Annotated in this window: 13 protein-coding genes; 9 read left to right on the top strand and 4 right to left on the bottom strand. The window is 67.4% G+C overall.

Annotated elements, in window-relative coordinates; translation table 11 throughout:
* Nucleotides 1-283 precede the first annotated feature (283 nt).
* Together BJQ94_RS11210 and BJQ94_RS11205 are read left to right on the top strand one after the other, a co-directional pair.
* A complete protein-coding gene (locus BJQ94_RS11210) occupies nt 284-1,309 on the top strand; it encodes a TerC family protein (RefSeq protein WP_265400205.1) in 1,026 nt (341 codons plus the stop codon).
* Nucleotides 1,310-1,401: 92 nt separating this feature from the next.
* Nucleotides 1,402-2,214 (top strand): protein phosphatase 2C domain-containing protein, encoded by an 813-nt coding sequence (locus BJQ94_RS11205; RefSeq protein ID WP_265400206.1) that lies wholly within the window; start codon nt 1,402-1,404, stop codon nt 2,212-2,214.
* Here BJQ94_RS11205 and BJQ94_RS11200 read toward each other — a convergent pair.
* Entirely contained in the window at nt 2,211-3,860 is a 1,650-nt protein-coding gene (locus tag BJQ94_RS11200) for an MFS transporter (RefSeq protein WP_265400207.1), read from the bottom strand. The genes BJQ94_RS11205 and BJQ94_RS11200 overlap by 4 nt on opposite strands.
* A 224-nt stretch (nt 3,861-4,084) precedes the next feature.
* On the opposite strand from BJQ94_RS11200, the gene leuC reads away from it, so the two are divergent.
* The 6 genes from leuC (at nt 4,085) to BJQ94_RS11170 (ending at nt 10,571) form a co-directional block, all read left to right on the top strand.
* Nucleotides 4,085-5,572, top strand: a complete 1,488-nt coding sequence (gene leuC, locus BJQ94_RS11195) for a 3-isopropylmalate dehydratase large subunit (RefSeq protein ID WP_275875472.1) — start codon at nt 4,085-4,087, stop codon at nt 5,570-5,572.
* A gap of 11 nt (nt 5,573-5,583) precedes the next feature.
* Nucleotides 5,584-6,192, top strand: coding sequence for a 3-isopropylmalate dehydratase small subunit (leuD, locus tag BJQ94_RS11190; RefSeq protein ID WP_265400209.1), 609 nt, complete (start codon nt 5,584-5,586; stop codon nt 6,190-6,192).
* A gap of 83 nt (nt 6,193-6,275) precedes the next feature.
* The gene (murA, locus tag BJQ94_RS11185; RefSeq protein ID WP_265400329.1) at nt 6,276-7,604 is read left to right on the top strand and encodes a UDP-N-acetylglucosamine 1-carboxyvinyltransferase; all 1,329 of its coding nucleotides are present in this window, start codon (nt 6,276-6,278) and stop codon (nt 7,602-7,604) included.
* Nucleotides 7,605-7,611: 7 nt separating this feature from the next.
* Nucleotides 7,612-8,424 carry a lysophospholipid acyltransferase family protein gene (locus tag BJQ94_RS11180; RefSeq protein ID WP_265400210.1) on the top strand — a complete coding sequence of 271 codons (813 nt, stop codon included), beginning with the start codon at nt 7,612-7,614 and terminating at the stop codon, nt 8,422-8,424.
* Nucleotides 8,414-9,541 (top strand): NAD(P)H-dependent glycerol-3-phosphate dehydrogenase, encoded by a 1,128-nt coding sequence (locus tag BJQ94_RS11175; RefSeq protein ID WP_265400211.1) that lies wholly within the window; start codon nt 8,414-8,416, stop codon nt 9,539-9,541. The genes BJQ94_RS11180 and BJQ94_RS11175 overlap by 11 nt, the downstream gene beginning before the upstream one ends.
* Nucleotides 9,444-10,571, top strand: coding sequence for a D-alanine--D-alanine ligase family protein (locus tag BJQ94_RS11170; protein WP_265400212.1), 1,128 nt, complete (start codon nt 9,444-9,446; stop codon nt 10,569-10,571). Before BJQ94_RS11175 ends, BJQ94_RS11170 begins: the two co-directional genes overlap by 98 nt.
* A gap of 91 nt (nt 10,572-10,662) precedes the next feature.
* Here the strand turns inward: BJQ94_RS11170 and BJQ94_RS11165 are convergent, their stop codons facing one another.
* Entirely contained in the window at nt 10,663-11,193 is a 531-nt protein-coding gene (locus BJQ94_RS11165; RefSeq protein WP_265400213.1) for a DUF3515 family protein, read from the bottom strand.
* A 24-nt stretch (nt 11,194-11,217) separates the two neighbouring features.
* On the opposite strand from BJQ94_RS11165, the gene thiL reads away from it, so the two are divergent.
* Entirely contained in the window at nt 11,218-12,228 is a 1,011-nt protein-coding gene (gene thiL / locus BJQ94_RS11160) for a thiamine-phosphate kinase (RefSeq protein ID WP_265400214.1), read from the top strand.
* Between the two features lie 98 nt (nt 12,229-12,326).
* Here thiL and BJQ94_RS11155 read toward each other — a convergent pair whose 3' ends face one another.
* Together BJQ94_RS11155 and rsmD are read right to left on the bottom strand one after the other, a co-directional pair.
* Complete coding sequence (locus tag BJQ94_RS11155; protein ID WP_265400215.1) at nt 12,327-12,896, bottom strand: flavodoxin domain-containing protein; 570 nt, start codon at nt 12,894-12,896, stop codon at nt 12,327-12,329.
* A 75-nt stretch (nt 12,897-12,971) separates the two neighbouring features.
* The gene (gene rsmD, locus BJQ94_RS11150) at nt 12,972-13,547 is read right to left on the bottom strand and encodes a 16S rRNA (guanine(966)-N(2))-methyltransferase RsmD (RefSeq protein WP_265400216.1); all 576 of its coding nucleotides are present in this window, start codon (nt 13,545-13,547) and stop codon (nt 12,972-12,974) included.
* Nucleotides 13,548-13,598: the final 51 nt, after the last annotated feature.

Raw genomic sequence — 13,598 nt, 5'->3', positions numbered from 1 at the left:
GGCTTCGTCGTGTCCGGTGTCGGCTCCCGGCGTGTGTCGTTGCTGGGCACCGGAGCCGGGGGCCCGCGGAAGAGTAAGATCGGAGGTCGAAGGGGAGTATCCCTCTGGGCGCCCTCTGGCTGCCCTATGCCGTGGTCGTCAACACGGACCGCTGTGCGGTCCCGGCCGCGGTGGTGTCGCTTCGTTGCGATGCGGGAGAGACTTTCGGGATTTCGCTGACTCAGCACCCGCGCACTCTGCCCGCTGCACCCTGCCCGTTGCATCCTGAAAGGCCCCTTTTTCCGTGAATCTTGAGCTGCCCATCGTCTTCGAGGTGGCCTCGCTGGTCATCCTGACGCTGATCCTCGTCGCCGACCTTCTGATCGTCTACAAGCGCCCCCACGTGCCCTCGGTGCGCGAAGCCACGCTGTGGGTCGTGTTCTACGTGGGCCTCGCCCTGGTCTTCGCGCTGCTGATGCTCATCTTCGGCGGCGGCGAGCACGCCGGGCAATTCCTGGCCGGCTGGCTCACCGAGTACAGCCTGTCGATCGACAACCTCTTCGTCTTCGTGATCATCATGGCGAGGTTCTCGGTGCCCCGGAAGTACCAGCAGGAAGTGCTGATGGTGGGCATCATCATCGCCCTTGTGCTGCGCGGCATCTTCATCCTGCTCGGCGCTTCGCTGATCGAGAACTTCAGCTGGATCTTCTACATCTTCGGTGCTTTCCTGCTGTACACGGCCATCCACCAGGCCTTCGCGAAGGAGGGCGGCGAGGACGACGCCGAGAACGGTCTGGTGCGCTACCTGCGCCGCCACATCCGCATCTCGCCCACCTTCGACGGGTCGAAGATCCGCACCACGATCGACGGCCGCAAGCTCTTCACCCCCATGCTGATCGTGCTGATCGCGATCGGCACCACCGACCTGATCTTCGCGCTCGACTCGATCCCGGCCATCTTCGGCATCACCCAGAGCCCGTTCATCGTGTTCACGGCCAACGTGTTCGCACTGATGGGCCTGCGCCAGCTGTATTTCCTGCTCGGCGGCCTGCTCGAGCGCCTCGAGTACCTCAAGTACGGCATCGCGTTCATCCTGTTCTTCATCGGCGTCAAGCTCGTCTTCCACGCCCTGCACACCAACGAGGTCCCGTTCCTCAATGGGGGAGAAGGCTTCGAGTGGGCGCCGGAGATCGACACCTGGACCTCGCTCGCCGTGATCATCGTGTCGATGGCCGTTGCGACCATCGCCAGCCTGCTGAAGACCCACAGGGACACCCGCAGGGAGAACGCCGCGAAATCCGGCGAACTCACCGGCCCCACGGGCGAATAACCCCGGTCACAGGGCATGAACCGGCCCGCGCATTGGTACGGTGGTAGCTCCACTTCCCCCGGTTGCGGGCCGGAAGCGCCCCGGATGAGGGCATGGACGGGACTGGTGGGGTACAGATGGCGGTGAACGGCGAGAGTGCGATCACCCTCGGCACTTCGGTCGTGAACGTGCGGTTCGGTGCCAGCAGCGATGTCGGCCGGGTGCGGAAGATCAACGAGGACAGCTTCCTGTCGCAGTCCCCGGTCTTCTTCGTCGCCGATGGCATGGGCGGTCACGCGCACGGCGACGCGGCGAGCCAGACCGTCATCCGCGTCTTCACCGATCACATCGAAGAGAACCTCCCGTCCACGCCGGAGCGGATCCTCGACGCCATTCACTCGTCGAACGACGCCGTTCGCGATCTCAGTTCCGACGATGACTTCGGTACCGCCATCTCCGGAACCACCCTCGCCGGAGTGGCGATCGTCGACGCCGGCGACAATATTGGCTACCACTGGATGGCCTTCAACGTCGGTGATTCGCGGATCTACACCTGGGACGGCCGCACCCTCAGCCAGCTCAGCGTCGACCACTCCGCGGTGCAGGAAATGGTGGAGGCCGGTCTGATCAAGGCCGCCGACGCCGAGAAACACCCGAGCCGTAACGTCATCACCCGCGCCGTCGGTGCCGACGAATTCGTCGACGCCGATGTCTGGCTGCTGCCCGTAGCCGGCACGCACACCTTCCTGATCTGTTCGGACGGCCTCACCAAGGAGCTGTCGGTTCGGGAGATCGCCGGGCTGATTGCCGCGCGCACCGCACCGGACGACCTCGGCGCCGTCGCCGACACTCTCGTCGCCGCCGCACTGGCCAAGGGCGGCCGGGACAATGTCACCGTCGTCTTCGTCGAATCGACGTTCGCCTAGGCATCCGGGATCTGAGGGGACGGCCGCCGCGACAGCGGGGGAGTCCTGGGCAGCCGCAGCGCCGCGCCGAAGCCGAGCAGGCCGGCGAGGGCGAGGCCCGCGTAGACCACGGTGAGCGACGTCTGCCTGGCCTGGGCGTTGATGTCGACTATGGCGGCCTGCTGCTCGGCCGGGAACTCCGCGACCGCGGTGCTGAGCTGGGCGTCGCTGACGATCTGGGCCTTCTCGGTGACCGCCGCCTGCAGCTGGGACTGCTCCGTCGAGGTGAACTCCGGGCTGTCATCGATGAGACTCGTGGCCGTGAACACGAACACCGACAGGATGAGCGCCCCGGCCAGTGACGTGCCGAGGGATGCCCCGATGTTCTGCGAGGTGTTGATGACCCCCGAGGTCTCATTGGAGCGTTTCGGTTTCACCGAGGACATGATGAGGTTCTGATTCTGCGACGCGATGGTGCCGGCGCCGAACCCGATGAGCGCGAGCCCCACGATGAAGTCGGCGCCGCTCGTGGCATCGCGGGCGAGCAGTCCCATGGCCAGCGCGCCCAGCACGATGATGACGAACCCGGTCAGGATCACCGACCGCGGAGCGAACCGCTTGCTGAACATCCGGGCGCTCACAGCCGCCGACAACAGCACGGCCAAAGACAGCGGGAGCAGGGTGAGCCCGCTCTGGATGGCCGAGTAGTTCAGTTCCATCTGCACATAGAGCGAGAGCGCGAAGATCGCCCCGGTGAGCACGAGGTACTGCAACAGCTGCACCGAGCTTCCTGCAGACACCGCGCGGATGCCGAAGAGCCGCAGGTCGAGAAGGGTGTCGTGATGGTGCCGGTCGCGCCGGCGTTCCACAAGCACGAAGGCGATGAGGAACAGCAAGCCGATGACGACGAGGATGACCGTGGGGGAGACCTGTCCGGCCGTGAGCACGACCTGCCCGGCGACGACGACATCCGTGCGGGCGGTGAAGAGGCCGTAGGCGGAGGCCATCACGATGCCGAGCACGACCAGAATGAGTCCGGCCGCGCTGAGAAGGAAACCCGTCACGTCGAAGCGCGGCTTGCGGCCGACGAAGGGCGCGTCGGCGATGATCTTGAGCTGGGTGAAGATATACAACGCCACCAGCAGCTCGCTGGCGAAAGCCAGCCGCCAAGACAGGTAGGTGGTGAAGAGCCCGCCGATGATGGGACCGATGCCGGCGGCGATGCCGGCGATGGCGGCGAACCCGGCGTAGGCCTGGGCCCTGGCGGGTCCTGCGGCGAAGTTGGACACTATCAGCGACATCATGGCCGGGAGCATCATGGCCGCGCCCAGGCCCTCGAGGATCGACCAGCCGAGAATGAAGAAGCCCAGCGACGGCGACAGCGCGGTGATGGTCGTACCCACCGAATACACGCTGAGACCGATCACGAACGCGCGCTTGCGCCCGATGATGTCACCCACCTTGGCGCCCGCGATCATGAACGCGGCCATCACGAGGGTGTAAAGCGTGATGGCGTTCTGGATGCCGGTCACCGTGGTGTCGAAGTCCGCCACGAGGGTGGAGATGGAGACGTTCATGAACGTCGAGTCGACCACGATGATGAACTGGGCGAGCAGGATCACGACCAGCACCCTGCCGGTGGTCTTCGGAGCGGTCGCCGTTGTCATGCGCACACCATAGGACGACTGCCGCATCGCTGCCACGGACCGCCGCCGCGCGGAGATCGAGTTAGGAACGCCTTGCCTGACGGATTGCGTGGGCGGTGTTAGCCTGAGGTGTGCTGCAACGTCGACTTCTTCTTCTGTGCCGCGACGAGTCCCGTATCTAAAGGCCTCACTCGTCGCGGAGTTTGTCGTTGGCTGACCACCGTTCCCGAGGAAGACGCACGAACATGACTAACGCAGTGAACACTGATGAACCTATGGCGGAGATCCGCCCCCGCACGCTGGCCGAGAAGGTCTGGGACAAGCATCTGGTGGCCAAGGGCGAAAATGGCACGCCCGACCTGATCTACATCGACCTGCACCTCGTGCACGAGGTCACCAGCCCGCAGGCCTTCGACGGCCTCCGCCTGGCCGGACGCCCGGTGCGCCGGCCCGACCTCACGATCGCCACCGAGGACCACAACACGCCGACCCTGGCGATCGACCGGCCCATCGCCGATCTCACCAGCCGCACCCAGATCGAGACGCTTCGCCGCAACTGCGCCGAATTCGGCATCCGCCTGCACTCGCTGGGCGACATCGAACAGGGCATCGTGCACGTCGTCGGCCCGCAGCTGGGCCTCACCCAGCCCGGCATCACCGTGGTCTGCGGCGACTCGCACACCTCCACCCACGGGGCTTTCGGCGCCATGGCGCTGGGTATCGGCACCAGCGAGGTGGAGCACGTCATGGCCACCCAGACGCTGCCGCTCAAGCCGTTCAAGACCATGGCCATCACCGTCGAGGGCACCCTGCGCCCCGGTGTAACAGCCAAGGACATCATCCTGGCCGTGATCGCCAAGATCGGCACCGGCGGCGGCCAGGGCTACGTGCTCGAATACCGTGGCAGCGCCATCCGCGCGCTCTCCATGGAGGGCCGCATGACGATCTGCAACATGTCGATCGAGGCCGGGGCCCGCGCCGGCATGGTCGCGCCGGACGCCACGACCTACGCCTACCTCGAAGGCCGCGCACACGCGCCGCAGGGCGCGGACTGGGACGCCGCGGTCGAGTACTGGGACACCCTGGCCACCGACGAGGGCGCCACTTTCGACGCCGAGGTCATCCTCGACGCCGACACCCTCGAACCGTTCGTGACCTGGGGCACCAACCCCGGCCAGGGCGTGTCGCTCAGCGACACCGTGCCCAACCCCGCCGAGATCGCCGATGCGAACGAGCGCAGCGCCGCCGAACGCGCCCTCGAATACATGGACCTCGCGGCCGGCACCGCCATGAAGGACATCCACGTCGACACAGTGTTCCTGGGCTCCTGCACCAACAGCCGGGTCGAAGACCTGCGTGCGGCCGCCGAGATTATCAAGGGCAAGACCATCGCCGACGGCGTGCGGATGCTCGTGGTGCCCGGTTCCGCCCGCGTGCGCATCGAGGCGGAGGCCGAGGGCCTCGACAAGATCTTCCTTGCCTTCGGCGCCGAATGGCGTTTCGCCGGGTGCTCGATGTGCCTGGGGATGAACCCCGACCAGCTGGCTCCGGGGGAGCGCTGCGCCTCCACCAGCAACCGCAACTTCGAGGGCCGGCAGGGCAAGGGCGGACGCACCCACCTGGTGTCACCGTTGGTGGCCGCGGCCACCGCCATCCGCGGCACCCTGTCGAGTCCGTGGGACCTCGTGCAGGACGGCACCGTCGCCGCCGATCTGATCCCCGTCAAGCTGTAGGAGCGCCAGACATGCAGAAATTCACCACCGTCACCGGCGTCGCCGTGCCGATGCGCCGCTCCAACGTGGACACCGACCAGATCATCCCCGCCGTGTTCCTCAAGCGGGTCACCAAGACCGGATTCGAAGACGCGCTCTTCTACGGTTGGCGGCAGGATCCTGAGTTCATTCTCAACCAGGAGGCCTATCGGAACCCCAGAGTCCTGGTCGTCGGCGCCGACTTCGGCACCGGTTCCTCCCGCGAACACGCCGTCTGGGCGCTGCGCGATTTCGGCTTCGATGTGGTGCTGAGCCCCCGGTTCGGCGACATTTTCCGGGGCAACTCCGGCAAGCAGGGACTGCTCGCCGGCCAGATCACCGAGGAGGACGCCGAGACCCTCTGGGGCATTCTCGAGGCCGACCCCGGAATAGAACTGACCGTGGATCTGGTTGCCTCTACTGCCAGTGTCGGTGACCTCACAGTCTCATTCGAGGTCGACGAATACACTAGATGGCGACTGCTGGAAGGCCTTGATGACATCGGCCTGACTTTGCGCGACGAAGCGCGGATCGCAGAATTCGAATCCCACCGGGAGCCCTGGCGCCCCCGCACTCTCCCCGCAAGGCAGGTAAATTTGTGATCATCGTCGGCGAAAACAATCAGGTCCGCGACAACGTGCACGACATCTCAGAGCGCGGAAACGCGCAGAGCCATGGAGCCAATGTGGGCCTGATCGGCGACAAGATCACGATCCGCGGCGGACGCCCGCTGATCGGCCGCATCGAGGTCAAGGGCGCCAAGAACCTGGTCACCAAGGCCATGGTCGCCGCCCTGCTCGGTGAGACGCCCAGCATCCTGCGCGACGTGCCCAACATCAGCGACGTGCGCATCGTGCGCGGCCTGCTCGAGGCGCACGGCGTCAAGGTGACAGAGGGCGACGAGCCCGGCAGCCTGCTGCTGGACCCGATCGACGTGGAGAGCGCGCACTACGCCGACATCGACGCCCACGCCGGCTCCTCCCGCATCCCGATCCTGTTCTGCGGCCCGCTGCTGCACCGCCTCGGCGAGGCCTTCATCCCTGACCTCGGTGGCTGCCGCATCGGCGACCGTCCCATCGACTACCACCTCGAGGTGCTCCGCAAGTTCGGCGCCGTCGTCGAGAAGCAGCCCAACGGCATCCGCATGTCGGCGCCGAACGGCCTCAAGGGCACCAAGGTGGAGCTGCCCTACCCGAGCGTGGGCGCCACCGAGCAGGTGCTGCTCACCGCCGTGCGCGCCGAGGGCATCACCGAGCTCAAGAACGCCGCGATCGAGCCCGAGATCATGGACCTCATCAACATCCTGCAGAAGATGGGCGCCATCATCACGGTCGACACCGACCGCGTCATCCGCATCGAGGGTGTCGACAGCCTGCAGGGCTACCAGCACCGCGCCCTGTTCGACCGCAACGAGGCCGCCAGCTGGGCCGCGGCGGCGCTGGCCACCGACGGCGACATCTTCGTCGGCGGCGCCAAGCAGGCCGAGATGCTCACCTTCCTCAACGTCTTCCGCAAGGTCGGCGGCGCCTTCGACATCCACGACGACGGCATCCGGTTCTACCACCCGGGCGGCGACCTCAAGCCCGTCATCATCGAGACGGATGTTCACCCCGGCTTCATGACCGACTGGCAGCAGCCGCTCGTGATCGCGCTCACCCACGCCCACGGTGTGTCGATCGTGCACGAGACGGTCTACGAGCAGCGCTTCGGCTTCGTCGACGCCCTGGTGGAGATGGGCGCCACCATCCAGATCCACCGCGAATGCCTGGGCGGGCACCCGTGCCGGTTCGGCCAGCGCAACTTCAACCACTCCGCCGTCATCGCCGGGCCCACCAAGCTCGTCGGCGCCGACATCGAGGTCCCCGACCTGCGCGGCGGCTTCAGCCACCTCATCGCCGCACTCACGGCGGAGGGAACCTCCACCGTGAGCAACGTGGGAATCATCAGCCGCGGATACGAGAACTTCATCACCAAGCTGCGTCTGTTGGGAGCTGACTTCGATCTCGAAGGATAATGGCACCGTGCCTGATTCAAACGTGCCTGATCCCTCGTCGTCGTCGTACTCGTCGTCGCCGGTGACGCCCACCCACAAAGTCCGCTCCGAGAAAAGCAAGCCGTCGATCTTCTGGCTGCTGGCTCTCCTCGTGGTTCCGCTGATGAACGTGGTGGCGCGGTATCGCATCACCGACGGCGACAAGTTCCCCCGGGAGGGTGCGTTCGTCTTCGCGCCGAACCACTACAGCGAGATCGACCCGATCGTGATGGGCATGGTGAGCTGGAAGCTTGGCCGCCTGCCCCGTTTCATGGCCAAGGCGTCGCTGTTCAAGCTGCCGGTCGCCGGCTGGTTGCTCACGAAATCAGGTCAGATCCCCGTGCAGCGGGGCGGGTCGGTGCGCGGCAGCGAACCGGTCAAGGCCGCCCGTCTTCTCGTGGAACGTGGCCAGATGGTGGTCGTGTACCCGGAGGGCTCGCTCACCCGTGACCCCGAGCTCTGGCCGATGCGCGGCAAGACCGGTGCCGTGCGGGTCGCCCTCGAGCAGGGCATCCCCATCGTTCCCGCGGCGCACTGGGGTACCCAGCAGATCATGCCGCGGTACTCCAAGAAGCTGCATCTCTTTCCCCGCAAGACCATCCTGGTGAAGATCGGCGACCCGATCGACCTGGCCCAGTTCCGCGGCCGCAACCTCGACACGGCCACGCTGAACGAGGCGACCGCCGTGGTGATGGATGCCATCACCGCCCTGCTCGAGGATCTCCGCAACGAGACCGCACCGGTCCGGCGCTGGAATCCCTCCGAGCACGATCAGAAAGAGACCGGCCGTTTTGAAGCCTAGAGTTCAGCCGGGCACCCGGGTCGCCGTTCTCGGCGCCGGAAGCTGGGGCACCACCTTCGCCAAGATCCTCACCGACGGTGGAGCCGACGTCGTGCTCTGGGCCCGTCGCCCCGAACTCGCCAGAGAGATCACCGAGGGGCGCCGCAACAGCGACTACCTGCCGGGCATCAACCTGCCGGTGGGCCTGCGTGCCACGTCCAGGCTCGATCTGGCGCTGGCCGGGGCCGAGCAGGTGTTCGTGTCCGTTCCGAGCCAGTCGCTGCGGGAGAACCTGATCCAGGCCGAACCGTTCCTGGCGCCCAACGCCATCATCGTGTCGCTGATGAAGGGTGTGGAGCGCTCCACCGGTCTGCGGATGAGCGAGATCATCGAGCAGGTCCTGCCGATCGATCCGTCCCGCATCGCCGCCATCTCCGGTCCCAACCTTGCTCTTGAGATCGCCAAGGAGCAGCCGACGGCCGCCGTGGTGTCATCGTCGAGCCTGGAGACCGCCCACGCCGTCGCCCTGCTGGCCACGACGAAGTACTTCCGCTCGTACGTCAACACCGACGTCATCGGCACCGAGTTCGGCGGGGTGCTCAAGAACCTCATCGCCGTGGCCATCGGCATCGTCGACGGCGTCGGTTACGGGGAGAACACCAAGGCCTCGATCATCACCCGCGGTCTGGTGGAGATGACCGACTTCGCTGTGGCGTACGGCGCCCAGACGGAGACCCTCGCGGGTCTGGCCGGCCTCGGCGACCTCATCGCCACCTGCCAGTCGCCGCTGTCGCGCAATAACACCGCCGGCCGGCTCCTGGGCCAGGGATACAGCTACAACGACGTCATCGCGCAGATGCAGCAGACCACGGAGGGCCTCGCATCCGTCAGCCCGATTCTCGAGCTGGCGCGGGCCAAGGGCGTCGACATGCCCATCGTCGAACAGGTCCGCCAGGTGCTGGCCGGTACGCTGAAGCCGCGGGATATTGCGCCCCACCTCACGACTGACTCGGGCGCACCGCAGGGTGAAAGGACCACTGATGACGGACAAACTCACGGTAGCGCTGCTGTTTGGGGGGCGTTCAAGCGAACATTCGATCAGCTGCGCCACAGCGGGCGGAGTACTGGCCGCAATTGACCGCGAGCGGTACACGGTCATCCCCGTCGGCATCACCAGGGACGGCGCCTTCGTGCTCGAGGACGACGATCCGGCGAAGTTCCAGCTGACCGCTTCCGCCCTCCCCGTCGTGACCGACAACGGCACCCGGGTGCTCTGGCCGGACAGCGCGGCCAGCCGCGAACTCACCGTGGTCGACGCGGACGGCCGGCGTAGCCTCGGCAACATCGACCTGGTCTTCCCGATCCTGCACGGACCGTTCGGCGAAGACGGCACGGTGCAGGGGATGCTCGAACTCGTCAACCTGCCCTTCGTCGGTTCTGGCGTGCTCGCCTCCGCGCTCGGCATGGACAAGCACTTCACCAAAACCGTGCTGCAGCAGGCCTCCCTGGCCGTGGCGCCCTGGCGCACGATCACCGCCGACGACTGGGACGAAGCGCCCGGCATGGCGTACGCCGCGCTCGAGGAGCTGGGCCTGCCCGCGTTCGTCAAGCCGGCCCGCGCCGGCTCCAGCGTGGGCGTGAGCCGGGTCACCAGTTCCGACCAGCTCGCTGAAGCCATGACGGTGGCCCTCGCCGAAGACGACAAGGTGCTCATCGAGGCCGGCCTCGTCGGCCGCGAACTCGAGGTCGCCGTTCTGCAGGGCCGCCCCGGCGAACCGTCGCACGCCTCCGTCGCCGGCGAGGTGGTGGTCACCGGTCGTGACTTCTACGACTTCGCCGCCAAGTACCTCGACGCCGCTGGCATCGACCTGGTCTGCCCCGCGGACCTCGCCCCGACCGACCTGGCCGAGATGCAGCGCATCGCCGTGCGGGCGTTCGACGCGATCGACGCCGCCGGTCTGGCCCGGGTGGACTTCTTCCTCACCGCCGACGGCTGGGTGATCAACGAGATCAACACCATGCCGGGCTTCACCCCCATCTCGATGTTCCCCAGCTGCTGGTTGGCCAGCGGATACACCTACCCGCAGCTGATCGACGAGCTCATCGAGGTTGCCCTGGCGCGTGCGGCGCACAGCCGCCGTCGCACCTCCGCGGTCGTCATCGAGTAGCTACTCCGCCTCCGCGACTTGCCGCAAAGTGCCCCTTCAGATGCACTGAAGGGGCTTTTCGCGGAAACTCGGCGCGGGAGGGGAGTGCGAGTCAGGGCGCGGGGGTTGCGCTGGGCAGGGTCACGTCGTCGGCATCCAGGCACTGGGAGGTGGCGGGAACATTGGCGACCGCGTTGGCCAGGTCGACCAGGGTTGTCGAACCGCTGACCAGCTCCGAGTCGATGTACACCTCGGTGGCCGGGTCGCGGCCGTAGGTGGTGTACCGGTACTTCGGTGCCTCTGAGTCGTCTTCGATCCAGTCGATGCCGTTGATGTTGACGCAGGGGAGCGTGGTGGGCCCCGGCACGGCGACACCGCAGGTGAGCAGCACGGCAGTCGGGTCGCCCCAGGCGCCGGTGGCCTGGGCGTTGGTCTCCCGCTCGGGCTGGTCGGCCACAGAGACGGGCAGGTGCACGATGACGGTGGCGCAATCCGGGTTCACGGCGTCCGCGGCCGGCTGCATGGGAACGGCGGCCGAGCATCCGCTGAGCAGGACGGCGGCGACGGTGAGCAGCAGTGCCGCGGCGGCGCGGGCGGAGTGCCTGGCGCGGGCGCGGTGGGAGTGCGTGAACGGGGGAGTCATCGCATTCAGGTTACCGTTTGAAGTATGACGAAAGCTGCGGCCGCGATCCCGGCGCCGACCGAAAAGACCCTGGCGGACCTGACCGAGGGCGAAGTGCTCGCCCGGATCTTCCCTCGGCTGCCTCACGCCGACACCGAACTACTCGGACCGGGTGACGACGCCGCCGTGCTCTCCGCCCCTGACGGCCGCTTCGTGGTGACCTGCGACATGATGATCCAGGGCCCCGACTTCCGCCTGGCCTGGTCGACGCCGCACGACCTGGGCTGGAAGGCGGCCGCCACCAACCTCTCCGACGTGGCCGCCATGGGCGCGCGGCCCACTGCCCTCGTGGTGGCGATCGCGGCACCGCCGTCCACGCCGATCTCGGTGATCCTCGGCATCGCCGACGGCCTGCGCCACGGCTGCGAGGCACTCGCTCCCGGCTGCGGTGTTGTGGGCGGCGACCTGTCGGCGTCGGAGGTGCTCACCCTTTCGATCACCGCGTTCGGCGACCTCGAAGGCCGCGCTCCCGTGCTGCGTTCCGGAGCTAGGGCCGGCGACATCGTGGCTCACGCCGGGCGCCTCGGCGACGCCGGCATCGGCCTGGGCCTCTTGTTCCGCTTCGGCGTCGACTCCGACGGGGTGCCCAGCCGGGTGCACGCCAACGCGCTCAAGGTGCGCTACTCCCAGTTCGTCGACGCTCAACTCGCCCCGGTGCCGCCCATCCACCTGGGTCCGGTGGCAGCGCTGGCCGGGGCGACGGCCATGCTCGACGTGTCAGACGGCCTGGCCATCGACGCCGGCCGGATCGCGCGCGCCAGCCAGGTCGGCATCAACTTTGACTCCGAGGCCCTCGGCGACAAGCGGGAGCTCGTGCTCGGCGGTGGGGAGGACCATGGCCTCCTGGCCACGTTCCCGCCCGGCACCACCCTGCCTACCGGCTTCCGGCGGCTGGGCGTGGTGACCGATCAGAACGGTGCCGTGCTCGTCGACGGGGAGCCGCGGGTGCAGGCCGGCTGGGACCCCTACCGCGGCTGGGACGGTGCGATCGACTGACCTTGCCCCGCAGCCCGCACGCCCACGACTGGTCCCCGCGCGGACAACTGGTCCCGGTGCGCCGGGGCCACTTGTCCGCAGCGGGACGTGTTGCGGCCTCAGCGGGGGGAGGCGACCAGGGTGCGGGCGATCTCGCGGGCCCAGGCCTCGATCTCGGGCCAGTCCCTGAAGTCGCCGGCGGGAATCTTCTCCGCGGCGCCGGGGAACTTGCGGATCATGCGGTGCGGCAGACTCAGCGCCTCCGGGTCGATGGCGCCGGAGAAGACCCGGTGCTCGACGGGGCGCACCATCTTGGTGAAGTCGGCGATCTCGGCGGGCACGAGGGATTCGGCGTCGGCTTCTGCGTCGTCAGGGCCGAGCGGGCCGCTGCTGAACAGCCACACCGGATGCTCCAGCAGGGTGGGCTGGTAACGCCGCACGAACGTCGTCGCATTCTTGAGCCAGTGCCCCATGTACACCGCACTGCCCACGACGAAGGCATCGAACCCGGCGACCGCCTCGGCGTGTGGCGGTTCGGCGGCATCGAAGACCTGGGCGTCGAGGCCCGCGACAGCCAGTTCGGCGCCGATCCGTTCGGCGATGCCCCTTGTTGCGCCGTAATGGCTCGCACAGACAACCGCTACACGCACGGGATCGACCTTTCGGTTGCGGTGGACGATGGTGGCCACACCTACGACGCTATGCCTGCAAACCTGTTCTGACCAGCCCTCCCGCCTGCACAGTTGTGCGCGAGGCCGGATGCGTCAGGACGGGCTTGCGACCCCGGCGTACCAGAGAGTCGTGTCGCCGTAGTCCTTGCGTCGTTCCAGTTCGAGCCCTGGGCCCCAGGCAGGCTCGGGGGACCGTGAGGAGCGTTCGACCACCACGAGCGCATCACGGTCGAGCAGCGGCGTGAGGGCGACGAGGTTCGCCGCCAGCTCGGCGTCGGGGAGATCGTACGGCGGGTCGAGGAACACCAGGTCGAATCCGTCTGGCGTGGCCGCCAGGAACGAGGCCACGGCCTGGCTCGACACCGAGATGGTCGGCGTGGCCCCCTTCGGAGCGGCCTTCTGCACTGCGGCCGCATTCTTGCGGCAGGTTTGGGCCGCGGCGAAACCGTTCTCGACCAGCGTGACCACCCGGGCGCCTCGGCTGGCGGCCTCGAGACCGAGCGCGCCTGAGCCGGCGTACAGGTCGAGAACCCGGTAGCCGTGCACGGCGTCGCGCGCGTCGAGGGCGGAGAACATCGCCTCGCGGACCTGGTCGCTGGTGGGTCGGGTGCCCTTGGCCGGCACGCTGAGGGTGAGGGAGCCGGCGAACCCGGCGACAATTCGCGTCATTTGCCTTCGAGCCTAGCCGTCGACCGGCTCCCGCTGTCGGCGGTGACGTTT

Origin of the sequence: Cryobacterium sp. SO2, assembly GCF_026151165.2 — a bacterium.
Taxonomy (GTDB): Bacteria; Actinomycetota; Actinomycetes; order Actinomycetales; family Microbacteriaceae; genus Cryobacterium.
Note: the sequence above shows the minus strand (reverse complement) of the source record. Positions and strands in the feature narration are given on the sequence as shown.